The organism is Kitasatospora sp. NPDC091335, assembly GCF_044757205.1.
Taxonomy (GTDB): Bacteria; Actinomycetota; Actinomycetes; order Streptomycetales; family Streptomycetaceae; genus Kitasatospora.
In genome coordinates, this window is the sequence record NZ_JBIVUM010000010.1 from 75,361 (window position 1) to 98,911 (window position 23,551).

The following is a 23,551-nucleotide window of genomic DNA, read 5'->3' on the forward strand; positions in this document are numbered from 1 at the left end:
GACGGTCCGATCGAACGATCTCAGACGAACAGTAACGCCAAACCCGGAGCTCAGCCCCCGAGCCGCTCCCCCGCCTCCAGCCGCGCGCCCCGGGCCCAGTCGGCGGCCCGCATCTCCTTCTTGCCCTGCGGACGCACCTCGCCCAGCTCGACGTCGTGGCTGCCGGTGCCGACCCGGACGCTGTTCTTGCCTGCCATCGCGACCTCGCCCGGCGCCAGCTCGGCGGAGTCCGTCAGCAGCCTGACCGGCCCGGTGACCTTCAGCCGCTCGCCCCGGAACTCCGTCCAGGCGCCGGGCGCCGGGGCGCAGCCGCGCACCACGCGGTCGATCCGCAGCGCGGGGTGGTTCCAGTCGATCCGCGCGTCCTCGACGGAGATCTTCGGTGCCAGGGTGACGCCCTCGGCCGGCTGCGGCACGGCGTGCAGGGAGCCGTCCTCGATGCCGTCCATGGTGGCGGCGAGCAGCCGCGCACCGGAGACCGACAGCCGGGTGAGCAGCTCGCCGCTGGTGTCGGCCGGGCGGATCTCCTCGGTGATCACGCCGTAGACCGGGCCGGAGTCCAGGCCCTGCTCGATCAGGAAGGTGGACGCGCCGGTGACCTCGTCGCCGGCCAGCACCGCGTGCTGGACGGGCGCCGCGCCGCGCCAGGCGGGCAGCAGCGAGAAGTGCAGGTTGACCCAGCCGTGCTTGGGAATCTCCAGGGTGCCGGGGCGCAGCAGCGCGCCGTAGGCGACCACCGGGCAGCAGTCGGGAGCGAGTTCGGTGAGCCGGGCGACGAAGTCCGGGTCGCTGGGCTTCGCCGGCTTGAGGACCTCGATCCCGGCCTCCTCGGCGCGCTGGGCGACGGGGCTGGCGACCAGCTTGCGCCCGCGCCCGGCCGGGGCGTCGGGGCGGGTGACCACGGCGACGACCTCGTGCCGGTCCGAGGCGAGCAGGGCGTCCAGGGCGGGAACGGCGACCTCGGGGGTGCCGGCGAAGACGAGACGCATCAAGTACCTTTCTGCAAACAGAAGTTCAGGAATCCAGCGGGCTTCAGCGGGCGGACCCGAAGGTGCTGTGCGGCGAGACCTTGACCACCGGGGCCCGCCCGCCGTCCCAGTCCGCCTCCCGGATCGCCCTGAGCGCGGCCTTGCGCTGCTCGCGGTCGAGCCGGTCGATGAAGATGATGCCGTCCAGGTGGTCGGTCTCGTGCTGGATGCACCTGGCGAGCAGCTGCGTGCCCTCCAGCGTCACCGGATCGCCGTACATGGTGAAGCCCTTGGCCACCACGCCGTACGCGCGCCTGGTGTCGTAGCGCAGGCCGGGCAGCGACAGACAGCCCTCGGGGCCGTCCTGCTCCTCCTCGCTCAGCGACAGGTCCGGGTTGATCAGATGCCCGGTGACGCCGTCCACGTGGTACGTGAACACCCTCAGCGAGACGCCGAGTTGGGGCGCGGCGAGGCCGGCTCCCGGGGCGTCCAGCATGGTCTCGGTGAGGTCGGCGACCAGCTTGCGCAGTTCCTTGTCGAAGGTGGTCACCGGCTTGGCGGTGGCCCGCAGGACGGGGTCTCCGAAGAGACGGATCGGCTGGATCGCCACGGGGTGCGGGCTCCTGTCCGTTGGGGCGCGGGCTGCGGTCGGCTACTGGTTCACCCGCCAGTCTATGCAACCCGCCCGGACGTCCCGCGCCCCCTCGTCCCGGCCCCTCCCCTTCCTCTCCCTGCCCCTCCCCCACCCCGCCGGAACCCCCTTCCCTGGCCCTGATCGGCCTCCGCCACACCCCGACTGTGCCGAGCCGCGTTACCCCGGCCCCCGATTCGGCGTTGTCAAGAGAGATTGACCGGGGCCGGGCACACGGGACACCGAGTCCCGGCCGAGCTGAACCGTACGGAAGGTGGCACGTAGGCCATGGCCGAGCAGATCAACCACGACGCCCGGGCGAGGGCGAGCCTGCACCTGCTGGTGCGGGACATCGAGCGGGTGAGGCGGCAGGTCGACGCGCTGCGGACGCTCACCGCTCAACTGGGCAACGTCTACCGTCCGCGCCGACCGAGCACCTCGGCCGGCTTCGTGGTGTACGGGCGGGCGCCGGCGCCGACCGTGCGCCTGGCGCAGGAACTGCGGGAGAGCGTGGAGACCCTGGTGGCGGCGGCGGTCGAGTTCGACCGGGCGCTGGGCTTCTCCTGGGACTCGGTGGGCTCCGCCCTCGGGGTCACCAAGCAGGCCGTACACCGGCGTTACGGCATGCGCCGCCCGACCAGCGAACTCCTCGCCGCGAGCGGCGGCGTTCCCGGCCAGGGCCGCCCGGACCGCTCCGAGGAGCTGCCCGCCGTCGGCACCGAGCGCACCGGTCTGGCCACGACCGTCCCGGCGGCCCGCCAGGGCGGCCTGGACCGCGCCAGCCTGGAGCGGGGCAGCCTCGACCGAACCGGCCTGGAGCGCGGCGGTCTGGACCGCACCTCGCTCGACCGCACCCCCATCGACCGCACCGCACTGGACCGCGGCCCGATGGACCACATGCCCGTCGACCGCACCCCCATGGACCACATCCCCATGGACCGCGGCCCGATGGACCACATCCCCATCGACCGCACCCCCGTCGACCGCGCACCGACCGACCGCGGCACCCCCGTCGACCGCTCCCAGGCGGACCGACCCGGCATCCCGCTGCGCGGCTGACCGAGCCCCGCAACCGGGCCCTCCGGGGCGGGGTGGCCCACTCACCCCGCCCCACCCGCTCACCCGGACACCCCGGCGCCCCGCCAGGCCCCACCCGCTCACCGCCCCGCCGACTCACCACTCCACCAGGCCCTGTCGCCGCCCCCCGGGCAGAAGCAGACCCCTCAGCCGATGTCCATCGGATCCACCCGCACCCGCACCGGCTCCGCCGTCCGCAGCGCGATCCGCGCGATCTGCGCCGCCTTGAGCGCCGCCGCCAGCGCGTTCCCCTGCCCGGGCGCCACCCGCACCAGCGCCCGCTCCTGCTCCTCCCCCCGCAGCGCCGGCACCGGCACCGGCCCGAGCACGTCCGCCCCCTCCGGCAGCCGGATCAGGTTCAGCAGGTCCGCGACCGCCGACGGGCTCCCGCTCACCGCGGCCATCCGCGACACCGGCGGGAAGTGCAGCTGTGCCCGCTCGTCCCGCTCCAGCCCGGCGTGCCCCAGCGGGTCCCAGCGCACCAGCGCCTGCACCGGACGGGCCGAGGGCTCGGCGACCACGACCACCGTCCCGCCCTCCGTGGAGGGCCGCACCAGCGCGGCCGCCGCGAGCCAGAGCCGCAGCGCCTCCTCGCCCGCCCGCAGGTCGGGCCGGCTGAGCAGCGCCCAGCCGTCCAGCAGCAGCGCGGCCCCGTACCCGCCGCCGCCCTCCACCACCGGCTCGGCGCCCGGCGTGGAGATCACCAGCGAGGGCTCGTCCGGCACGGTGGTCAGCACCGCCTCCCGGCCCGAGGTCCGCACCGGGATGCGCGGGAACGCCTTGCCCAGCTCCTCCGCGGTCCGCCGGGCCCCGACCACCTGGGCCCGCAGCCGGAAGGATCCGCACTCGGGGCAGTGCCAGTCGCTCTCCTGTTCCCCGCACCAGCCGCAGACCAGGGCGTCCGCCGAGGGCGCCTCCAGCGGCCCCTCGCAGCGCCGGCAGCGGGCGGGCGTGCGGCAGCGCCCGCAGGCCAGCCTGGGCACGTAGCCGCGCCTGGGCACCTGGATGAGCACCGGGTGCCCGGCGGCCAGCGCCTCCCTGGCGGCCTCCCAGCCCACCGAGGGCAGCCGGGCGGCCTGTGCGGCGGCGTCCCGGTGCTGGTCCTGGTCGGTGACGGTCCGCACCCTGGGCGCGACCTGCCGCACCGTCTCCCGGTCGGCGACCAGCGGGCGCGCCCAGCCGGTGCTGACCAGCTGCGCGCCCTCCACCGTCACCGCGTGCCCGCCGAGCAGCACCGCCGCGCCCTCGTCCGCGGCGCGCAGCAGCGCCACCTCCCGCACGTGCGGGTGCGGGGCGCGCGGGTCGCTGTGGCTGCCGTCCCCGTCCGACCAGACCACGATCAGGCCGAGGTCCCGGACCGGGGCGAACATGGTGGCCCTGGTCCCGATCACGGCGCGCACCGAGCCCCGGCTCACCGCGAGCCAGCGCTTGTAGCGCTCGCGCGGGCCGAGGTCGGCCTCCAGCGCCACGTGCATCCCGGGGCCGAGCAGTTCGGTCAGCGCCTGGTCGACCCGGGCCACCGAGCGCCCCTCGGGGAGCACGACCATCGCCCCGCGCCCGCTCGCCAGCGCCGCCGCCACCGCCCGCGCGATCTCGTACGGCCAGCCGGGCCCCGGCAGCGCCGGCCAGACCGCGCGCGGCGAGCCGCCGCCGGCCAGTGCGGCGAGGAAGTCCGGCCCGGCCGGGTAGCGCTGCCAGCCGCCGGGCGCGGGCGCGGCGGGGGCCGGCAGCGGCGGCGGCGAGGGCTCGGCCTCGGCCTTGGCGTGCCGGGGCGGGACGGCCAGCTGAAGCACGTCGGCCAGCGTCCCGGCGTACCGGTCGGCGACGGTGCGGCACAGCCGCAGCAGTTGCGGGGTGAGCACCGGCTCGGGCGAGAGCACCTGGGCCAGCGGGGCGAGCGGGCCGGCGAAGTCGCTCTTCTCCAGCCGGGCGACGATGAACCCGTCGTGCAGTTCCCCGCCCTCGCGCTGGCCCTTCACCACCCGCGCCCCGAACCGCACCCGCACCCGGACCCCCGGCTGGGCCTCCTCGGCCATGCCGGCCGGCACCGCGTAGTCGAAGAACTTGTCGATGGTGAGCACGCCCTTGTCCACCACGACCCGGGCCACCGGCAGGTGCTCGGCCGGCTTGGCCCCGTGCCAGGTGCGCGGCTTGGCCCGCTTGACCGTCTCCCGGATGAACGCCAGCTGCTCCGGCTCGCCGGCCCCGTTCTCCCCTGTGCTGCTCATCGTCACCAACTACTACCAGGTCACACCGACAATGCACGAAGCGGCGCCCGCCCCCGGACGGGGACGGGCGCCGCTCCTCGCGCTGCGGACGTCAGTCCTGCACGGCGGCCTTCAGCTGCTCCACCCGGTCGGTGCGCTCCCAGGTGAAGTCCGGCAGCTCACGGCCGAAGTGGCCGTAGGCGGCGGTCTGGGAGTAGATCGGGCGCAGCAGGTCCAGGTCGCGGATGATCGCGGCCGGACGCAGGTCGAAGACCTCGGAGACGGCGTTCTGGATGGAGAGGACCGGCACCGTCTCGGTGCCGAAGGTCTCCACGAACAGGCCGACCGGCTCGGCCTTGCCGATCGCGTACGCGACCTGCACCTCGGCGCGGCGGGCGAGGCCGGCGGCGACGATGTTCTTCGCCACCCAGCGCATCGCGTACGCGGCCGAGCGGTCCACCTTGGACGGGTCCTTGCCGGAGAAGGCGCCGCCGCCGTGGCGGGCCATGCCGCCGTAGGTGTCGATGATGATCTTGCGGCCGGTGAGGCCGGCGTCGCCCATCGGGCCGCCGATCTCGAAGCGGCCGGTCGGGTTGACCAGCAGGCGGTAGCCCTCGGTGGTGAGCTTGATGCCCTGCTCGGCCAGCGCCTTCAGCTCCGGCTCGACCACGAACTCGCGGATGTCCGGGGTGAGCAGCGACTCCAGGTCGATGTCGCTGGCGTGCTGGGTGGAGACGACCACGGTGTCGAGGCGGACGGCCTTGTCGCCGTCGTACTCGATGGTGACCTGGGTCTTGCCGTCGGGGCGCAGGTAGGGGATGGTCCCGTTCTTGCGCACCTCGGTCAGCCGCCGGGAGAGGCGGTGCGCCAGGGTGATCGGCAGCGGCATGAGCTCGGGCGTCTCGTCGGACGCGTAGCCGAACATCAGGCCCTGGTCGCCGGCGCCCTGCTTGTCCAGGTCGTCGCCGTCGTCCCCCTGGGTGGCGCCTTCGACCCGTGCCTCGTACGCGGTGTCGACGCCCTGCGCGATGTCGGGCGACTGGGCACCGATGGACACCGAGACGCCGCAGGAGGCGCCGTCGAAGCCCTTCTTGGAGCTGTCGTAGCCGATCTCCAGGATCTTGTCCCGGACGAGCTGGGCGATCGGCGCGTACGCCTTGGTGGTCACCTCGCCGGCCACGTGCACCTGGCCGGTGGTGATGAGCGTCTCCACGGCGACCCGGGAAGTCGGGTCCTCCCGCAGGAGAGCGTCAAGGATGGTGTCGCTGATCTGGTCAGCGATCTTGTCGGGGTGTCCCTCGGTCACGGACTCCGAGGTGAACAGGCGGCGAGACACAGCGCTCCCTGGGGTTGCAGCGGCTGCTGACTGAAGCTCCCCGGGCGGGCCGGGGATCTCCGGAAAGACTTGATTCCAGGAGTCTAACGGTCTGGTTCCGTCGAACGTCACCCGCTTCAGGAATTCTCGCCCGCCGCGCGACCGGTTCCGATCACATCGCGACCGATTCCAGCCGCTTCGCGACCAGGTCCCAGACCACGTCCGCGAGCGCCTCCTTCGGACCCACCGGAACGGCCGTCTCACTGCCGTCCGAGCCCAGTACCACGGCCTCGTTGACGTCCCGGCCGAAGGCCTTGCCGTTGCCCACCTCGTTCACGACGAGCAGGTCACAACCCTTGCGGACGAGCTTGGCCCGGCCGTTGGCGAGCACGTCGTCGGTCTCCGCCGCGAAGCCCACCACGAGTTGACCCGAACGGGCCCGGTGGGCCGCCAGCTCGGCCAGGATGTCGGGGTTGCGGACCAGGGCGACGGGCGCCGGCTCGGTCCCCTCGACCTTCTTGATCTTGCCGGTCGCGTACTCCGCGGGCCGGAAGTCCGCCACCGCCGCGGCCATCACCACGGCGTCCGCGTCCCGGACGGCCTCCAGCGCGGCCTCGCGCAGCTCCAGCGCGGTCGAGACGTGCACCACGTCCACCCCGGCCGGGTCCGGCAGCTCGGCATTGGCCGAGAGCAGCGTCACCCTGGCCCCGCGCGCCGCGGCCGTCACGGCGAGCGCGTAGCCCTGCTTGCCGGAGGACCGGTTGCCCAGGTAGCGCACCGGGTCCAGCGGCTCCCGGGTGCCGCCGGCCGAGACCACCACGTGCCGGCCCGCGAGGTCGGTCGGCACCGCCCCGCCGCGGCGCAGCACGGCCCGGCAGGCGTCGAAGACCGCGGACGGCTCGGGCAGCCGGCCCTTGCCGGTGTCCTTGCCGGTGAGCCGCCCGACGGCCGGCTCCAGCACGATCACGCCGCGGCGGCGCAGCGTGGCGACGTTGTCCCTGGTGGCCGGGTGCTCCCACATCTCGGTGTGCATGGCGGGCGCGACCACGACCGGACAGCGGGCGGTGAGCAGGGTGTTGGTCAGCAGGTCGTCGGCGAGGCCGTGGGCGGCCTTGGCGATCAGGTCGGCGGTGGCCGGGGCGACCACCACCAGGTCGGCCTGCTGCCCGATCCGCACGTGCGGCACCTCGTGCACGCGCTCCCAGGTCTCGGTGGCGGCCGGGCGCCCGGAGAGCGCCGCCCAGGTCGCCTCGCCGACGAAGTGCAGCGCGGCCGCGGTCGGCACCACGGTCACCTGGTGGCCGGACTCGGTGAAGCGGCGCAGCAGCTCGCACGCCTTGTACGCGGCGATCCCGCCGCTCACGCCGAGGACCACGCGGGGGGCGTCCACAGTCACGTACCGACCTTTCTCCCGATCCGGAACCCGCTCACCCTACGACCCCCGGGACGGCACCCGCACGGCGCCCCACCCGCGAGCGGGAACGCCGGAGGGCCCGGCGGAAACGATTCCGCCGGGCCCTCCGGGAAAGGTGCGGGGCTGCCTCAGGCGGCGCCCTCGACCGCCTCGGCGGTCAGCATGCCGGCGTTGATCTCGCGCAGCGCGATCGACAGCGGCTTCTCGTGCACATGGGTGTCGACCAGCGGGCCGACGTACTCCAGCAGGCCCTCGCCCAGCTGGGAGTAGTACGCGTTGATCTGGCGCGCGCGCTTGGCGGCGTAGATCACGAGGCTGTACTTGGAGTCGGTGGCCTCGAGCAGCTCGTCGATCGGCGGGTTGATGATGCCCTCGGGCGCGGTCATGGAAGAGGACACGCTAAAACCTTCCGAAAGGGTGGAAAAGACAGACAGGTCAGGCTACACCGAGCAAGGCTAGCAGTTCGGCCGCTACCTGCTCGACGGAGGTGTTGACAAGGGTCGTGTCGAACTCCGGCTCGGCGGCGAGCTCGATCTTGGCCGCCTCCAGCCGCTTCTCGATCACGTCCTGCGACTCGGTGCCCCGGCCGGTCAGCCGGCGGACCAGCTCGTCCCAGCTCGGCGGAGCCAGGAAGACCAGCTGCGCCTCGGGCATCGACTCGCGCACCTGCCGGGCGCCCTGGAGGTCGATCTCCAGCAGCACCGGCTCGCCGCGCTCCAGCTTCTCCAGCACGGCCGCACGCGGGGTCCCGTAGCGGTTCCCGGCGAACTCGGCCCACTCCAGCAGTTCGCCGTTGGCGACCAGCTTGTCGAACTCGTCGTTGTCGACGAAGTGGTACTGGACCCCGTGCTTCTCGCCGGGCCTCGGGCGGCGGGTCGTCGCCGACACCGAGAGCCAGACCTCGGGGTACATCTTCCTCATATGAGCGACGACCGTGCTCTTGCCGACCCCCGAAGGGCCGGAGAGCACGGTCAGCCGCGGACGCTCACTCATGCACCGATTATCCCGGATCGCGGGGGATCCTGGGACCACGGGGGCACGGTCAGGCGGCGCCACCGCCGAACTCCCGCTCCAGGGAAGCGATCTGGTTCGTTCCGAGGCCGCGGACACGCCGGCTCTCGCTGATGCCGAGGCGCTCCATGATCTGCTTGGCCCGGACCTTGCCGACGCCCGGAAGGGACTCCAGCAGAGCCGAGACCTTCATCTTGCCGATGACGTCGTTGTCGGCCTTGCCGGCCTTGATCACCTCGTGCAGGGAGGCGCCGGAGTGCTTGAGCCGGTTCTTCACCTCGGCGCGCTCCCGGCGAGCCTCGGCGGCCTTGGCGAGCGCGGCGGTGCGCTGTTCAGGGGTAAGGGGCGGAAGAGCCACGCCGTTCACCTCAGGGTGTGGATGGATGGGATTGAGCTATGACTGGTTCGGTACCGAGGACACCGTCCGCAAGGGGAACCACAAGGCCCTGACCTGCGGGAGCCACGAAAATCGCGCCTCGCCGATGACCTATCGCCGGACACTACCCGGATTGCGGCTCCGCGTCAGGAAAAGAACACGAAAAGTCCTGGTCAGCCAAGGCCGACCAGGACTTTCCAGGGCAAAATGACCGCGATTGCGAAACTTTGACGGGTCCGATGTGACGGCGCTCACGTCAACTCCCGGGCGCCGCCGCCGTCCTGCGGACACTGCGCACGGTCACGGCGCGGCTACCTCGCCGGCCGGCCCGACGGCTACCCGACGGCGTCCGCGAACTCCCCGGCGAAGCGCTCCGCCGCCTCCCGCAGGGCCGTCACCGAGGGGCCGTGCCTGAGCACGTCGCGGCTCACGCTCGGCACCACGTTGATCACCGCGCCGCCGAACACCCGCGGCAGGTCCGCCATGGTCGCGCCCTGGGCGCCGATCCCGGGGGCCAGCAGCGGGCCGTTGATGGCCAGCTCCACGCCCGCGTCGGCCAGCGTCGCGCCGACCACCGCGCCGAAGGAGCCGAGCGGCGCGGCGCCCTCGTTCTCCGCCGCCAGCTGCCGCAGCACCGAGGCCGCGACCGGCTCGCCGTCCGCGCCCACCGCGCGCTGCACCTCGGCGCCCTCCGGGTTGGAGGTGAGCGCCAGCGCGAAGACGCCGCAGCCCTGCTCCCTGGCCAGGTCCAGGGCCGGGCGCAGCGAGCCGAAGCCCAGGTACGGGCTGACCGTCACGGCGTCCGAGAACAGCGGGCTGCCCGGCGACAGGAAGGCCTCGGCGTAGGCGGCCATGGTGGAGCCGATGTCGCCGCGCTTGGCGTCCATCAGGACCAGCGCGCCGGCCGCCCTGGCCTCCTCGACGGTCTTCTCCAGCACGGCGACGCCCTTGCTGCCGAAGCGCTCGAAGAAGGCGGCCTGCGGCTTGAGCACGGCCACCCGGTCGGCCAGCGCCTCGACCACGGTGCGGCTGAAGGTCTCCAGCCCGGCGAGGTCGTCGCCGAGGCCCCAGGAGGCGAGCAGGGAGGCGTGCGGGTCGATGCCGACGCAGAGCTGGCCGCGGGTGTCGAGGGCCTTGCGCAGCCGGGCGCCGAACGGGGCGAGGGTCATGTCGTCTCTTTCCTGGGGTGGCCTGGGGTGGTGGGAGGGGTTCAGGAGCTGCGCACGGCGCTGCCGACGGCCTCGGCCAGGCTGCGGAAGCCGCCCTCGCGGACCTTGGCGGACAGGCCCTTGTGGATCCGCCGGCACCAGAACGGGCCCTCGTAGATGAAGGCGCTGTAGCCCTGGACCAGGTCGGCGCCGTGGACGATCCGCTGCCAGGCGTCCTCGGCGGTCTCGATGCCGCCGACCGAGACCAGGGTCAGCCGGCCCTCGGTGCGGGCGCGCAGCCGCTGGAGCACCTCCAGGGCGCGGGCCTTGAGCGGGGCGCCGGACAGGCCGCCCATGCCGATCTCCTCGACCCGCCCGGCGTCGGTGCGCAGGCCCTCGCGGCCGATCGTGGTGTTGGTGGCGATGATGCCGTCCAGGCCCAGCTCCAGGGCGAGGTCGGCGACCGCGTCGACGTCCTCGTCGGCCAGGTCGGGGGCGATCTTGACCAGCAGCGGCACGTGGTGCGCGGTGGTCCGGTCGGCGGCCTCGCGGACGGCGGAGAGCAGCGGCCGCAGGTGGTCCACGGCCTGGAGGTTGCGCAGCCCGGGGGTGTTCGGCGAGCTGACGTTGACCACCAGGTAGTCGGCGTACTGGGCCAGCCGCTCGGTGGACTTCACGTAGTCGGCGACCGCGTCGGCCTCCTCGACCACCTTGGTCTTGCCGATGTTGACGCCGAGCACCGGGGTGGAGCTGGTGTGCGGGCGGGCGGCCAGCCGGGCGGCGACCCGGGCCGAGCCCTGGTTGTTGAAGCCCATCCGGTTGATCAGCGCGCGGTCCTCGACCAGGCGGAACAGCCGGGGCTCCGGGTTGCCGGGCTGGGGCTCGCCGGTGACGGTGCCGATCTCGACGTAGTCGAAGCCGAGCATCGACAGGCCGTCGATGCCGACGCCGTTCTTGTCGAAGCCGGCCGCCAGGCCGAACGGGCCCGGCAGGTCGAGGCCGAGGGCGCCGGTGCGCAGGGCCCGGTCGCGCGGGGCGAGCACCAGCCGCACCAGGGTGCGCAGGCCGGGCACCGAGGAGGCCAGGCGGATCCAGAAGAAGGCCAGGTGGTGGGCCTTCTCCGGGTCCATCTTCTTGAAGACGAGATCGAAGAGGAACTTGTACAAGGGTGGTTCAACTCCCGCGGCGCGGACCGTACGTGGCATGGAAGTGGGCATGGATATGGGGGGCACCCAAAGGCTCCGGTGCCCCCCACTGCGGTGGTGCTACTTGCGGCCGGCGTTGATCAGCTCGGCGTGCTCCTGGAGCGACATCACCCCGACCTCTTCGCGCAGCAGCCGGTCGATGCCCTGCACGGCCGCGCCCATCGCCTGGACGGTGGTCAGGCAGGGCACCGCGCGGGCCACGGCCGCGGTGCGGATCTCGTAGCCGTCGAGGCGGCCGCCGGTGCCGTACGGCGTGTTGATGATGAGGTCGACCTCACCGTCGTGGATCAGCTGGACGATGGTCCGCTCGCCGTTCGGGCCCTCGCCCTCGCTGTGCTTGCGCACCAGCGTGGACGGGATGCCGCCGCGCTGGAGCACCTCGGCGGTGCCGGCGGTGGCGAGCAGCTCGAAGCCGAGGCCGGCCAGCGCGCGGGCCGGGAAGACCAGGTTGCGCTTGTCCCGGTTGGCCACCGAGACGAAGACCTTGCCCTTGGTCGGCAGCGCGCCGTAGGCACCGGTCTGGGCCTTGGCGTAGGCCGTGCCGAAGACCTTGTCGATGCCCATGACCTCGCCGGTCGAGCGCATCTCCGGGCCGAGCACGGTGTCCACCCCGCGGCCGTGGATGTCGCGGAAGCGGCTCCACGGCATCACGGCCTCCTTGACCGCGATCGGCGCGTCGGCGGGCAGCGTGCCGCCGTCGCCCTCGGCCGGGAGCAGGCCCTCGGCGCGCAGCTCGGCGATGGTGGCGCCGAGCGAGACCCGGGCGGCGGCCTTGGCCAGCGGCACGGCGGTCGCCTTGGAGGTGAACGGGACGGTCCGGGAGGCGCGCGGGTTGGCCTCCAGGACGTACAGGATGTCGCCGGAGAGGGCGAACTGGATGTTGATCAGGCCGCGGACGCCGACGCCGCGCGCGATGGCCTCGGTGGAGGTGCGCAGGCGCTTGATGTCGTGGCCGCCGAGGGTGATCGGGGGCAGCGCGCAGGCGGAGTCGCCGGAGTGGATGCCGGCCTCCTCGATGTGCTCCATGACGCCGCCGAGGTACAGCTCGGTGCCGTCGTAGAGCGCGTCGACGTCGATCTCCACCGCGTCGTCCAGGAAGCGGTCGATGAGCACCGGGTGCTCGGAGATCAGACCGGCGTGGCGCTCCAGGTACGAGGCGAGCGAGGCCTCGTCGTAGACGATCTCCATGCCGCGGCCGCCGAGCACGTAGGACGGGCGGGCGAGGACCGGGTAGCCGATCTCGTCGGCGATCGCCTTGGCCTCCTCGAAGGAGAAGGCGGTGCCGTGCTTGGGCGCGGGCAGGCCGGCGTCGCGCAGCACGCGGCCGAAGGCGCCGCGCTCCTCGGCGAGGTCGATCGCCTCGGGCTGGGTGCCGACGATCGGCACGCCGTTGTCCTTGAGCGCCTGGGCCAGGCCCAGCGGGGTCTGGCCGCCGAGCTGGACGATCACACCGGCGAGCGGGCCGGCCTGCTGCTCGGCGTGGACGATCTCCAGCACGTCCTCCAGGGTGAGCGGCTCGAAGTAGAGCCGGTCGGAGGTGTCGTAGTCGGTGGAGACGGTCTCCGGGTTGCAGTTGACCATGACGGTCTCGTACCCGGCGTCGGCGAGCGCGAAGGAGGCGTGCACGCAGGAGTAGTCGAACTCGATGCCCTGGCCGATGCGGTTCGGACCCGAGCCCAGGATGATCACCGCGGGCTTGGTGCGCGGGGCGACCTCGTTCTCCTCGTCGTAGGACGAGTAGAAGTACGGGGTCTTGGCGGCGAACTCGGCGGCGCAGGTGTCGACGGTCTTGAACACCGGGCGGATGCCGAGGGCGTGGCGCACCTCGCGGACGACGTCCGGCTTCAGGCCGCGGATCTCGCCGATCTGCTGGTCGGAGAAGCCGTGCCGCTTGGCGTGGCGCAGCAGCTCGGGGGTGAGCTCGGCGGCCTCGGCCAGCTCGCCGGCGATCTCGTCGAGCAGGAAGAGCTGGTCGACGAACCACGGGTCGATCCTGGTGGCCTCGAACACCTCCTCCGGGGTGGCGCCGGCCCGGACGGCCTCCATCACGGTGTTGATCCGGCCGTCGGTCGGGACGGCCGCCTTCTCCAGCAGCTCGGCCTTGCCGCCCACCGGGCCGGTCCAGGAGAACTGGGAGCCCTTCTTCTCCAGCGAGCGCAGCGCCTTCTGGAGCGCCTCGGGGAAGTTGCGGCCGAGGGCCATCGCCTCGCCGACCGACTTCATGGTGGTGGTCAGCGTCGCGTCGGCGCTCGGGAACTTCTCGAACGCGAACCGCGGCACCTTGACCACGACGTAGTCGAGGGCCGGCTCGAAGGAGGCCGGGGTCTCCTCGGTGATGTCGTTCGGGATCTCGTCCAGGGTGTAGCCGACGGCCAGCTTGGCGGCGATCTTGGCGATCGGGAAGCCGGTGGCCTTGGAGGCGAGCGCCGAGGAGCGGGAGACGCGCGGGTTCATCTCGATGACGATGATCCGGCCGTCGTCGGGGTTGACGGCGAACTGGATGTTGCAGCCGCCGGTGTCGACGCCGACCTCGCGGATGACGGCGATGCCGACGTCGCGCAGGATCTGGTACTCGCGGTCGGTGAGGGTCATCGCCGGGGCGACGGTGATCGAGTCACCGGTGTGCACGCCCATCGGGTCGAAGTTCTCGATGGAGCAGACGACCACGACGTTGTCGTTCTTGTCGCGCATCAGCTCCAGCTCGTACTCCTTCCAGCCGAGGATGGACTCCTCCAGGAGCACCTCGGTGGTCGGCGAGAGGGTCAGGCCCTGGCCGGCGATGCGGCGCAGGTCCTCCTCGTTGTGGGCGAAGCCGGAGCCGGCGCCGCCCATGGTGAAGGAGGGGCGGACGACGACCGGGTAGCCGCCGAGCGTGTCGACGCCGGCCAGCACCTCGTCCATGGTGTGGCAGATGACCGAGCGGGCGGACTCGCCGTGGCCGATCTTGGCGTTGACGGCCTCGACGACGCCCTTGAAGAGCTCGCGGTCCTCGCCCTTGTTGATCGCCTCGACGTCGGCGCCGATCAGCTCGACGCCGTACTTCTCCAGCGTGCCCGCCGCGTGCAGCGAGATCGCGGTGTTGAGCGCGGTCTGGCCGCCCAGGGTCGGCAGCAGCGCGTCGGGGCGCTCCTTGGCGATGATCTTCTCGACGAACTCCGGGGTGATCGGCTCGACGTAGGTGGCGTCGGCGATCTCCGGGTCGGTCATGATCGTGGCCGGGTTGGAGTTGACCAGGACGACCCGCAGGCCCTCGGCCCTGAGGACCCGGCAGGCCTGCGTACCCGAGTAGTCGAACTCGGCGGCCTGGCCGATCACGATCGGGCCGGAGCCGATCACCAGGACGGACTTGATGTCAGTGCGCTTAGGCACGCTGGCCCTCCAGGAGCTTCACGAAGCGGTCGAACAGGTAGGCGGCGTCGTGCGGACCGGCGGCCGCTTCGGGGTGGTACTGCACGCTGAACGCGGGGACGTCGAGCGCCTGGAGGCCCTCGACCACGTCGTCGTTGAGGCAGACGTGGGAGACCTCGACCCGCCCGAAGGGGGTGTCGCTCACCTTGTCCAGCGGGGCGTTCACGGCGAAGCCGTGGTTGTGGGCGGTCACCTCGACCTTGCCGGTGGTGCGGTCCTGCACCGGCTGGTTGATGCCGCGGTGGCCGTACTTGAGCTTGTAGGTGCCGAAGCCCAGTGCGCGGCCGAGGATCTGGTTGCCGAAGCAGATCCCGAAGAACGGGGTCCCGCGCTCCAGCACGCCCTGCGCGACGGCGACCTGGTGGTCGGCGGTGGCCGGGTCGCCCGGGCCGTTGGAGAAGAAGACGCCGTCCGGGTTCACCGCGTAGACGTCCTCCAGCGTCGAGTCGGACGGCAGCACGTGCACCTCGATGCCGCGCTCGGCCATCCGCTGCGGGGTCATCGCCTTGATGCCGAGGTCCAGCGCGGCGACGGTGAAGCGCTTCTCACCGATCGCGGGCACCACGTACGGCTCGGTGGTGGCGACCTCGGCGCACAGGTCGGCGCCCTTCATCTCGGGCGACTGCTGCACCCGGGCGAGCAGGGCGGCCTGGTCGGCCAGCGCCTCGCCGGAGAAGATGCCGCAGCGCATCGCGCCGCGCTCGCGCAGGTGGCGGGTCAGCGCGCGGGTGTCGATGCCGCTGATGCCGACGACGCCCTGGGCGACCAGTTCCTCGTCGAGCGAGCGGCGGGAGCGCCAGTTGGAGGCGACCCGGGCGGGGTCGCGCACCACGTAGCCGGCGACCCAGATCCGCTTGGACTCGTCGTCCTCGTCGTTCCAGCCGGTGTTGCCGATCTGCGGGGCGGTCATGACGACCACCTGGCGGTGGTACGACGGGTCGGTGAGGGTCTCCTGGTAGCCGGACATGCCGGTGTTGAAGACCGCCTCGCCGAAGGTCTCGCCGGTGGCGCCGTAAGCCTCGCCGCGGAACGTCCGGCCGTCCTCCAGGACGAGCACGGCAGGCGTACGCTCCCGCCTTTGGCGCTGCGTGGTGGGGGCAGGTGCGGTCATTTGGCGGCCTCTTCCGTCTTCTTCGTCTTCGTACGTGTGGCGAGCTGCGTGATCGCCTCGACCCAGGCGGCGTGCTCGTCGGGGTGGTCGGCCCGGAAGCCGGAGTCCAGCTCGGTGTCCGGCTCGGTGTCCACGGCGGCCTCCCCGGCCGGGGCCTGGGCAAGGGTCCAGGTGACGACGAGCAGCCCGGAGGGGACGACCTTGCCGGCGATCCCGGAGTCCGTTCGGGCACCGGTCAGCCGGTCGGCCGGGATCCAGAAGTCGACGGCGCCGGGGCGCTGCACCAGCAGGCCGTCCTCGCCGAGGGTGAGGTCGGCGCGGCTGCGGGTGCCGAGGCCGTGCGCGACGACCCGGTCGAGCCAGTTCCCCGCGGTGGTCGTGCCGTGGTACCGCCCGCTGGTCTCCAGGATCGTGCGCCCGGCCCTGGCCGGCACCGCGGGCAGCGGCGGGATGCCGGACTGCAGGGTGCGCCGCCAGTTCCAGCCCTGGCGCATCAGCCAGTAGACGAGGCCGATCAGGATCAGCAGGCCGACGGACCAGCCGATGTAGCCGGGCCAGTTGGTGACCTTCGCCTGTTCCTGGGCGAGTGCGGCGTGGTCCATCACCGCGTGCCGTCCTGCTCGACCGGCTCGCCGGCCAGCACGGTGGCCCGGCCGCGCAGGAAGGTGGCGTGCACCCGCCCGGGCAGGTCCAGGCCCTTGTAGGGGGTGTTGCGGCTGCGGGTGGCGAAGCTGTCCGGGTTCACGGCACCACGGTACGCGGGGTCGAACAGCACGAGGTTGGCGGGCTCACCCACCGAGACCGGCCGGCCGTGCCCGGCGAGCCGGCCGATCCGGGCCGGGCGGTGCGACATCCGGTCCGCGACGCCCTCCCAGTTCAGCAGGCCGGTGTCGACCATGGTCTGCTGCACGACCGACAGCGCGGTCTCCAGGCCGACCATGCCCATCGCGGCCACGGCCCACTCGCAGTCCTTGTCCTCGGCCGGGTGCGGCGCGTGGTCGGTGGCGACGGCGTCGATGGTGCCGTCGGCCAGCGCCTCGCGCAGCGCCTGGACGTCCTCGGCGGTGCGCAGCGGCGGGTTCACCTTGTACACCGGGTCGTAGCTGCGGACCAGCTCGTCGGTGAGCAGCAGGTGGTGCGGGGTCACCTCGGCGGTGACGTCCCAGCCCTTGGACTTGGCCCAGCGGATGATCTCGACCGAGCCGGCCGTGGAGACGTGGCAGACGTGCAGCCGGGAGCCGACGTGCGCGGCGAGCAGCACGTCGCGGGCGATGATCGACTCCTCGGCGACGGCCGGCCAGCCGCCGAGCCCGAGCTCGCCGGAGACCTGGCCCTCGTTCATCTGGGCGCCCTCGGTCAGCCGCGGCTCCTGGGCGTGCTGGGCGACGACGCCGTCGAAGGCCTTGACGTACTCCAGGGCGCGGCGCATCAGCACCGCGTCGTCCACGCACTTGCCGTCGTCGGAGAAGACCCGGACGCCCGCGGCGGACTCGTGCATCGCGCCGAGCTCGGCGAGCTTCTTGCCGCCCAGGCCGACGGTGACGGCGCCGACCGGCTGCACGTCGCAGTAGCCGGCCTCCTGGCCGAGCCGCCAGACCTGCTCGACCACGCCGGCCGTGTCCGCCACCGGGGTGGTGTTGGCCATCGCGTGCACGGCGGTGAAGCCGCCCATCGCGGCGGCCCGGGTGCCGGTGAACACCGTCTCGGCGTCCTCGCGGCCGGGCTCGCGCAGGTGGGTGTGGAGGTCGACCAGGCCGGGCAGGACGACCAGCCCGGTGGCGTCGATGTCGATGTCCGCCTCGACCGCCAGGCCGGTGCCGATCTCCTTGATCACGCCGTCGGCGAGGTGGAGGTCCTGCGGGGCTCCGCCCAGGATCTTGGCGTTGCGGATCAGGTAGCTGGTCACTTGGCGGTCTCCACGGAGTCGGTACGGGGGGCGTCGGTGGACGCGTCGGCGAAGACGGCGCCGCCGAGCAGCAGGTAGAGGACGGCCATCCGGACGGACACGCCGTTGGCGACCTGCTCGATCGCGGTGCAGCGCGGCGAGTCGGCGACCTCGGCGGTGATCTCCATGCCGCGGACCATCGGGCCGGGGTGCATCACGATCGCCCGGTCAGGCAGCTGGGCCATCCGGCGGCCGTTCATGCCGTAGCGGCGGCTGTACTCGCGCTCGGTCGGGAAGAACGCGGCGTTCATCCGCTCGCGCTGCACCCGCAGCATCATCAGCGCGTCCGTCTTGGGCAGCACGCTGTCCAGGTCGTAGCTGATCTCGCAGGGCCAGTTCTCGATGCCGATCGGCAGCAGCGTCGGCGGGGCGACGAAGGTGACCTGGGCGCCGAGGGTGTTCAGCAGGTGGACGTTGGAGCGGGCGACCCGGCTGTGCAGCACGTCGCCGACGAGGGTCACCCGGCGGCCCGCCAGGTCGTTGCCGCCGCCCGGGTTGAGGTGGCGGCGCATGGTGAAGGCGTCGAGCAGCGCCTGGGTGGGGTGCTCGTGGGTGCCGTCACCGGCGTTGATCACGCTGCCGTGCAGCCAGTCGGACTGGGCCAGCCGGGCCGGGGCACCGGAGGCGTGGTGGCGGATGACCACCGCGTCGGCGCCCATCGCCTGGAGGGTCAGCGCGGTGTCCTTGAGGCTCTCGCCCTTGGAGACCGAGGAGCCCTTGGCGGAGAAGTTGATGACGTCGGCCGAGAGTCGCTTCTCGGCGACCTCGAAGGAGGTCTTCGTCCGGGTGGAGTCCTCGAAGAAGAGGTTGACGACGGTGCGGCCGCGCAGCGTGGGCAGCTTCTTGACGGCCCGGCCGGAGAGCTGGGCCAGCTCCTCGGCGGTGTCCAGGATCAGCAGCGCGTCGTCGCGGCTGAGATCGGCGGCGGAGACGAGGTGGCGCTTCACGCGGGTTACTCCGGGAGGTGCGGTTCGGTGGGCCTGGAGGCCAGGGCCTGGGAGCTGCGGGCGGCGTGGTCGCGGTCGCCGACCAGGACGGCGTCCACGCCGTCGCTGTCGGACAGGCGCACCTGCACGGCCTCGCGCAGCGAGGTGGGGAGGTTCTTGCCCACGTAGTCGGCGCGGATCGGCAGCTCGCGGTGGCCGCGGTCGACCAGGACGGCGAGCTGGACGGCGCGCGGGCGCCCGATGTCGTTCAGCGCGTCGAGCGCGGCCCGGATGGTGCGGCCGGAGAAGAGCACGTCGTCGACCAGGACGACGAGCTTGCCGTCGATGCCGCCGGGCGGGATCTCGGTGTGCTCCAGGGCGCGGGCGGGCTTCAGCCGCAGGTCGTCCCGGTACATGGTGATGTCCAGGGTGCCCAGCGGGATCTCGCGCCCGGTGATCTGGGCCAGCCGGGCGTGCAGCCGGCGGGCGAGGTGGACGCCCCTGGTGTGGATGCCGAGCAGCACGACGTCCTCCGCGCCCTTGGCGCGCTCGACGATCTCGTGCGCTATCCGGGTGATGACCCGGGCGATGTCCGTGCCGTCCAGCACCTGGTGGGGCGGCCGGGGCGTCGGTTCGTGGTTGGTGGTCATGCCGAAGCGGACCTCCTTCCCCGCCTCACTGGACGGGTCTTAAAGGATGTCTGGGATGGCCCCCGCCGACCGGGCGCGGGCTTCGGTCATCCTAGCAGCGCACTGGATCGCAAACGGACGGCCACCATTCCGCTTCCCTGGGTTAACACCCCGGACGCGCCGACGATGCGGGCCATTCGCACGACTGCCCCATTCGGCTTGACGCAACTACCTTACTCTACGTAACCTCACAGTGAGTTACGAGACGGACGTCGGACCCACCGGTAACGGCGTCGACAATCGCCCGTGACCCACCACTGAACGCGAAACAATCTCGTCCGGGGAGATCAATGTCCAGCGACTACGCGAAGCAACTCGGAGGCAAGCTCCGAGCGATCCGCACCCAGCAGGGTCTCTCCCTGCACGGTGTCGAGGAGAAGTCCCAGGGGCGCTGGAAGGCAGTCGTCGTCGGCTCGTACGAGCGCGGCGACCGTGCGGTCACCGTGCAGCGACTGGCCGAGCTGGCCGAGTTCTACGGCGTCCCGGTCCAGGAGCTGCTGCCCGGCGGCACCCCCGGCGGCGCGGCAGAGCCGCCGCCGCGCCTGGTGCTCGACCTGGAGAGACTGACCCAGGTCCCTTCCGAGAAGGCCGGCCCGCTCCAGCGCTACGCGGCGACCATCCAGAGCCAGCGCGGTGACTACAACGGCAAGGTGCTGTCGATCCGTCAGGACGACCTGCGCACCCTGGCGGTCATCTACGACCAGTCGCCGTCGATCCTCACCGAGCAGCTCATCTCGTGGGGCGTACTGAACCCCGACGCGCGCCGCGCGGTGCGCGAGGAAGACGTGAGCTGAGCCTCGCCGCACCGGCTCCCGCCAGCGGATCCAGGCACGGCCCAGCACGTTTTTCACCTGTGCTGGCAAGCAGAAACGTCACGGCGCGGCTCCCCAGAGCGGGGGCCGCGCCGCGGTGCGTGGCACGGCCGGAGGCGTCAGCAGACCGTGTCCAGGCTGTAGCCGGGCTGCGCCGACACCCCGTCCAGCCGGACCTGCCGGTCCGCGGGCGCCCAGTCCTGCCCGCCGCTCGACCAGGCCCAGGAGGCCGGCAGGTACTCCCCGCAGGAGGCGGCCGAGCCCTGCGAGCCGTGCAGCACCGCGACGCCCGGCAGCTCCAGGGCCAGCCCGGCGCAGAGCACCGCGCAGACCAGCTCCAGGTCCTCGTCGTTGATCCGGACCACGCCGTCCTCCCACTGGAGCACCCGCGCCGCCGCGTTCAGCTGCCCGCCGGGTGCGTCCACCCGCAGGCGCAGCTCGTACACGCCGGCGCCCGCGCCGACCAGCATCCGCCGGAACACCTCGCCCCCGCGCCGGTAGGCGGCGCGCACCCAGGCGGTGTGCTCCTCGTCGGGCGCGGCCGCGCCCCCGTACAGGCCCCCGTCGAGCAGCAGGTCGGTGTGGCAGAGCGTCAGCCCGTTCTCCCGGGCGCGCACCAGGCGCGGCACGAAGTCCCCGGCCAGCTCCTCGCCCTGATAGGCGAGCAGCTGGGTCTGGAGGGCCGGGTTGACCAGGTAGCGGTCCCGCGCGGCGGGCTCGGCCGGGTCCAGCCCGTGCAGCACGCAGAACTCCTCGAAGTCCTGCGGGTGGAACATCCGGGCCCGGACGGTGTCGAACCGCTCCAGCGCCTCGGCCAGCAGGTCGGCGGTGTCGGCCAGGTAGCGCTCGTGGTCGGGGGCGTCGGAGATCCCCCAGGCGCGGGCCCGGGCGAAGTCCGCGGCGTTGGCGAGCACCCCGATGACGAACGCCTGCTCGGCGCCCCCGGCCCGCTGCGGCCCGTGCGGCGCGCGCACCGCGGGCCGCGAACCGCCGGCGGTGCAGTCGGAGTTGCGGCGGGCGCGACCCTTCTGGCTCATGCGCCCACCTCGCTGCGCTCGGCAGAGGCATTCGCCCAGACGCACCTATCGACTGTTCGCTCGCTGCGCTCGCTCACGAGTGGCTCCTGGCTTCAGGGGTGGACGGTCCGCGGCGGTCATGCCGCTGACCGTCTTCCTCCCCATCCGCGCGCGCCGCACACGTACGGCGTGTCACAGGAATGTAACCACCGGTAATGCGGGGGCCGCGGGTCAGGCCGACCGGGGCACCCGGGCCAGCTGGCGGGACTGCGCGACCAGGCGGCCGGACTCGTCCCAGACCTCGGCGTCCTCCTCGAAGTAGCCGCCGGCCAGGTTGCGGGTGGCGTGGGTGACCCGCAGCCAGCCGGGTACCGGCCTGGCGCGCAGGTGGACGGTCAGCTCGACGGTGGGGGCCCAGCCGGGCATGCCCAGGTCGAAGGTGACCGGCGGCAGCGCGTCGGCGACCAGCAGGAGCAGCAGCGGGTCGGGGTCGCGGCCGTCGGCGAGCCGGAACCAGCCCTGGATCCGCCCCTGGCCGGAGGGCTGCCCGAGCGCCCAGCCGACGGTGGCCGGGTCCAGCCGCAGGTCGAACCGCTCCAGCAGGGCGGCCTGGGCGATCAGCTCCCTGGGCGCGTGCTCGACGCCGATGCACTGGTCGGGCGGCGGCAGCCGCGGCGGCTGCGCGCTGGTGCGCACCTCACCGTCGGCGGCGGCGAGGTCGCCGTGGCTGGCCACCACCCGCAGCCGCTCGACGCCGTCCTGGCTGAGTGAGGCGGTACCGGTGGACAGGCCGCGGCCGGAGCGCAGCACCTCGGTGCGGACGGTGGCGGGTCCCGGGGTGGACGCGGACAGGTAGTAACCGCTGATCGACACCGGGTCCGGGTGGGTGCCGTGCTCCAGCGACAGCGCGTGTGCGGCCACCGCGAGCAGCAGTCCGCCGTTCACCCCGCCGCCGATCTGCCAGCCGGCGCCGAGCTCGGCCTCGTAGCGGCCGGCCTCCTCGGGGTGCCTGGTCAGGGCGATGCCCTGGTCGAACTCGCTGCGGATCGCCGTGGTCATGGGGAGAGACCTGCCCTTCACGCGTGCTGACGGACATCAAGTTACCGATGGGTAAGCCCTCACCCTACGCCGCCCGGGTGAAACGCGGAACGGCCGCCGGACCCGTGTTCGGGTCCGGCGGCCGTTCCGAGGTCGTTCCGTGAGGCCGATCCCCGGGGTCGACCCGCGAGGTCGACCCACGAGGTCGATCCGTCAGCGGCGGATGCTCGGCTTCAGCTCCAGGAAGCGGGCGAGCAGGCCGTTGACGAAGGCCGGGGAGTCGTCCGTGGAGAACTCCTTGGCGATCTCGACGGACTCGTCCAGGACGACGGCGTCCGGGACGCCGTCCTCCCAGATCAGCTCGTACGCACCGAGCCGCAGGACGTTGCGGTCCACGATCGGCATCCGGTCGAGCGTCCAGCCCACCGCGTACTGCTCGATCAGGTCGTCGATGCGACGGGCGTGCTGGACGTACCCCTCGATGAGCTCCATGGTGTACTCACCGACCTGCGGGGTGCCCTCGTCGGGCTTGGGCTCGCGAGCGCGGGCCACCCAGTCGGCGAGGACCCGCTGCGGGTCTACCCCGCGGTGGTCGGCCTCGAAGAGGATCTGGAAGGCCCGGGTACGGGCCTTGCTGCGTGCGGCCGACACGGACTTACTTCACCCGGCCGAGGTAGCTGCCGTCGCGGGTGTCGACCTTGACCTTCTCGCCGGTGGTGACGAAGAGCGGGACGGCGATCTCGGCGCCGGTCTCCAGGGTGGCCGGCTTGGTGCCACCGGTGGAGCGGTCGCCCTGGACGCCCGGCTCGGTCTCGGCGATGACCAGCTCGACGGCGGCCGGGAGCTCGATGTAGAGGACCGAGCCCTCGTTCTGCGCGACGGTGGCCTCGAAGCCCTCGAGCAGGTACTTGGCGGCGTCGCCGACGACGAGCGGCTCGATGGTCAGCTGGTCGTAGGTGCTCATGTCCATGAACACGAAGTTCTCGCCGTCCTTGTACGAGAACTGCATGGTGCGCTTGTCGACGTTGGCGGTCTCGACCTTGGTGCCCGCGTTGAAGGTCTTGTCGACGACCTTGCCGGTCAGGACCTCCTTCAGCTTGGTACGCACGAAGGCCGGGCCCTTGCCGGGCTTGACGTGCTGGAACTCCACGACGGACCAGAGCTTGCCGCCGTCCAGCTTGAGGACCATGCCGTTCTTGAGATCGTTCGTGGAAGCCACGGGCGCACTTACTCCTGGATATAGCTGTCAAGGAA

21 protein-coding genes and 1 pseudogene are annotated in these 23,551 nt (G+C 72.5%); 2 read left to right on the plus strand and 20 right to left on the minus strand.

What is annotated here, in order from left to right; all coding sequences use genetic code 11:
• Positions 1-50: 50 nt before the first annotated feature.
• The gene (gene fmt, locus ACIQOW_RS21805) at positions 51-989 is read right to left on the minus strand and encodes a methionyl-tRNA formyltransferase (protein ID WP_401087414.1); all 939 of its coding nucleotides are present in this window, start codon (positions 987-989) and stop codon (positions 51-53) included.
• Positions 990-1,032: 43 nt separating this feature from the next.
• On the minus strand, positions 1,033-1,578 hold the full coding sequence (gene def, locus ACIQOW_RS21810; protein WP_401087416.1) for a peptide deformylase: 546 nt from the start codon (positions 1,576-1,578) through the stop codon (positions 1,033-1,035).
• Between the two features lie 309 nt (positions 1,579-1,887).
• Here def and ACIQOW_RS21815 point away from each other — a divergent pair.
• Positions 1,888-2,233 (plus strand): annotated as a pseudogene (locus ACIQOW_RS21815) (hypothetical protein); the annotation flags it as partial.
• A 589-nt stretch (positions 2,234-2,822) separates the two neighbouring features.
• On the opposite strand, the gene ACIQOW_RS21820 reads toward ACIQOW_RS21815, so the two are convergent.
• The 14 genes from ACIQOW_RS21820 to pyrR form a co-directional block, all read right to left on the minus strand.
• Positions 2,823-4,904, minus strand: a complete 2,082-nt coding sequence (locus tag ACIQOW_RS21820) for a primosomal protein N' (protein ID WP_401087418.1) — start codon at positions 4,902-4,904, stop codon at positions 2,823-2,825.
• A gap of 91 nt (positions 4,905-4,995) precedes the next feature.
• Positions 4,996-6,219, minus strand: a complete 1,224-nt coding sequence (gene metK / locus ACIQOW_RS21825) for a methionine adenosyltransferase (protein WP_401087420.1) — start codon at positions 6,217-6,219, stop codon at positions 4,996-4,998.
• A 151-nt stretch (positions 6,220-6,370) separates the two neighbouring features.
• Complete coding sequence (gene coaBC, locus ACIQOW_RS21830) at positions 6,371-7,588, minus strand: bifunctional phosphopantothenoylcysteine decarboxylase/phosphopantothenate--cysteine ligase CoaBC (protein ID WP_401087738.1); 1,218 nt, start codon at positions 7,586-7,588, stop codon at positions 6,371-6,373.
• Positions 7,589-7,740: 152 nt separating this feature from the next.
• Positions 7,741-8,010, minus strand: coding sequence for a DNA-directed RNA polymerase subunit omega (gene rpoZ / locus ACIQOW_RS21835; protein ID WP_188297240.1), 270 nt, complete (start codon positions 8,008-8,010; stop codon positions 7,741-7,743).
• A gap of 37 nt (positions 8,011-8,047) precedes the next feature.
• A complete protein-coding gene (gene gmk / locus ACIQOW_RS21840; protein ID WP_188297239.1) occupies positions 8,048-8,605 on the minus strand; it encodes a guanylate kinase in 558 nt (185 codons plus the stop codon).
• A gap of 49 nt (positions 8,606-8,654) precedes the next feature.
• The gene (mihF, locus tag ACIQOW_RS21845) at positions 8,655-8,981 is read right to left on the minus strand and encodes an integration host factor, actinobacterial type (protein WP_030056187.1); all 327 of its coding nucleotides are present in this window, start codon (positions 8,979-8,981) and stop codon (positions 8,655-8,657) included.
• A 353-nt stretch (positions 8,982-9,334) separates the two neighbouring features.
• On the minus strand, positions 9,335-10,168 hold the full coding sequence (gene pyrF / locus ACIQOW_RS21850; RefSeq protein ID WP_401087422.1) for an orotidine-5'-phosphate decarboxylase: 834 nt from the start codon (positions 10,166-10,168) through the stop codon (positions 9,335-9,337).
• A gap of 41 nt (positions 10,169-10,209) precedes the next feature.
• Positions 10,210-11,313: a quinone-dependent dihydroorotate dehydrogenase gene (locus ACIQOW_RS21855; protein WP_188297237.1), complete on the minus strand. Its 1,104-nt coding sequence runs from the start codon at positions 11,311-11,313 to the stop codon at positions 10,210-10,212.
• A gap of 99 nt (positions 11,314-11,412) precedes the next feature.
• Entirely contained in the window at positions 11,413-14,721 is a 3,309-nt protein-coding gene (gene carB, locus ACIQOW_RS21860) for a carbamoyl-phosphate synthase large subunit (protein WP_401087424.1), read from the minus strand.
• Positions 14,714-15,871 carry a glutamine-hydrolyzing carbamoyl-phosphate synthase small subunit gene (gene carA / locus ACIQOW_RS21865; protein ID WP_401087426.1) on the minus strand — a complete coding sequence of 386 codons (1,158 nt, stop codon included), beginning with the start codon at positions 15,869-15,871 and terminating at the stop codon, positions 14,714-14,716. Before carA ends, carB begins: the two co-directional genes overlap by 8 nt.
• On the minus strand, positions 15,868-16,473 hold the full coding sequence (locus tag ACIQOW_RS21870; protein ID WP_401087428.1) for a hypothetical protein: 606 nt from the start codon (positions 16,471-16,473) through the stop codon (positions 15,868-15,870). Before ACIQOW_RS21870 ends, carA begins: the two co-directional genes overlap by 4 nt.
• Entirely contained in the window at positions 16,473-17,777 is a 1,305-nt protein-coding gene (locus ACIQOW_RS21875) for a dihydroorotase (RefSeq protein ID WP_401087430.1), read from the minus strand. Before ACIQOW_RS21875 ends, ACIQOW_RS21870 begins: the two co-directional genes overlap by 1 nt.
• Positions 17,774-18,763 carry an aspartate carbamoyltransferase catalytic subunit gene (locus ACIQOW_RS21880; RefSeq protein WP_401087432.1) on the minus strand — a complete coding sequence of 330 codons (990 nt, stop codon included), beginning with the start codon at positions 18,761-18,763 and terminating at the stop codon, positions 17,774-17,776. The genes ACIQOW_RS21875 and ACIQOW_RS21880 overlap by 4 nt, the downstream gene beginning before the upstream one ends.
• Positions 18,764-18,768: 5 nt before the next feature.
• The gene (gene pyrR / locus ACIQOW_RS21885) at positions 18,769-19,392 is read right to left on the minus strand and encodes a bifunctional pyr operon transcriptional regulator/uracil phosphoribosyltransferase PyrR (RefSeq protein ID WP_188297231.1); all 624 of its coding nucleotides are present in this window, start codon (positions 19,390-19,392) and stop codon (positions 18,769-18,771) included.
• 329 nt (positions 19,393-19,721) lie between these two features.
• Here pyrR and ACIQOW_RS21890 point away from each other — a divergent pair, with 329 nt between their 5' ends.
• Positions 19,722-20,225: a transcriptional regulator gene (locus ACIQOW_RS21890; protein WP_188297230.1), complete on the plus strand. Its 504-nt coding sequence runs from the start codon at positions 19,722-19,724 to the stop codon at positions 20,223-20,225.
• Between the two features lie 137 nt (positions 20,226-20,362).
• On the opposite strand, the gene ACIQOW_RS21895 is transcribed toward ACIQOW_RS21890, so the two are convergent.
• The 4 genes from ACIQOW_RS21895 to efp form a co-directional block, all read right to left on the minus strand.
• The gene (locus ACIQOW_RS21895; protein ID WP_401087435.1) at positions 20,363-21,280 is read right to left on the minus strand and encodes a hypothetical protein; all 918 of its coding nucleotides are present in this window, start codon (positions 21,278-21,280) and stop codon (positions 20,363-20,365) included.
• A 210-nt stretch (positions 21,281-21,490) separates the two neighbouring features.
• Positions 21,491-22,318 carry a thioesterase family protein gene (locus ACIQOW_RS21900; protein ID WP_401087436.1) on the minus strand — a complete coding sequence of 276 codons (828 nt, stop codon included), beginning with the start codon at positions 22,316-22,318 and terminating at the stop codon, positions 21,491-21,493.
• A gap of 192 nt (positions 22,319-22,510) precedes the next feature.
• Positions 22,511-22,948 (minus strand): transcription antitermination factor NusB, encoded by a 438-nt coding sequence (nusB, locus tag ACIQOW_RS21905; RefSeq protein ID WP_188297227.1) that lies wholly within the window; start codon positions 22,946-22,948, stop codon positions 22,511-22,513.
• 4 nt (positions 22,949-22,952) lie between these two features.
• The gene (efp, locus tag ACIQOW_RS21910) at positions 22,953-23,516 is read right to left on the minus strand and encodes an elongation factor P (protein ID WP_401087438.1); all 564 of its coding nucleotides are present in this window, start codon (positions 23,514-23,516) and stop codon (positions 22,953-22,955) included.
• Positions 23,517-23,551 lie beyond the last annotated feature (35 nt).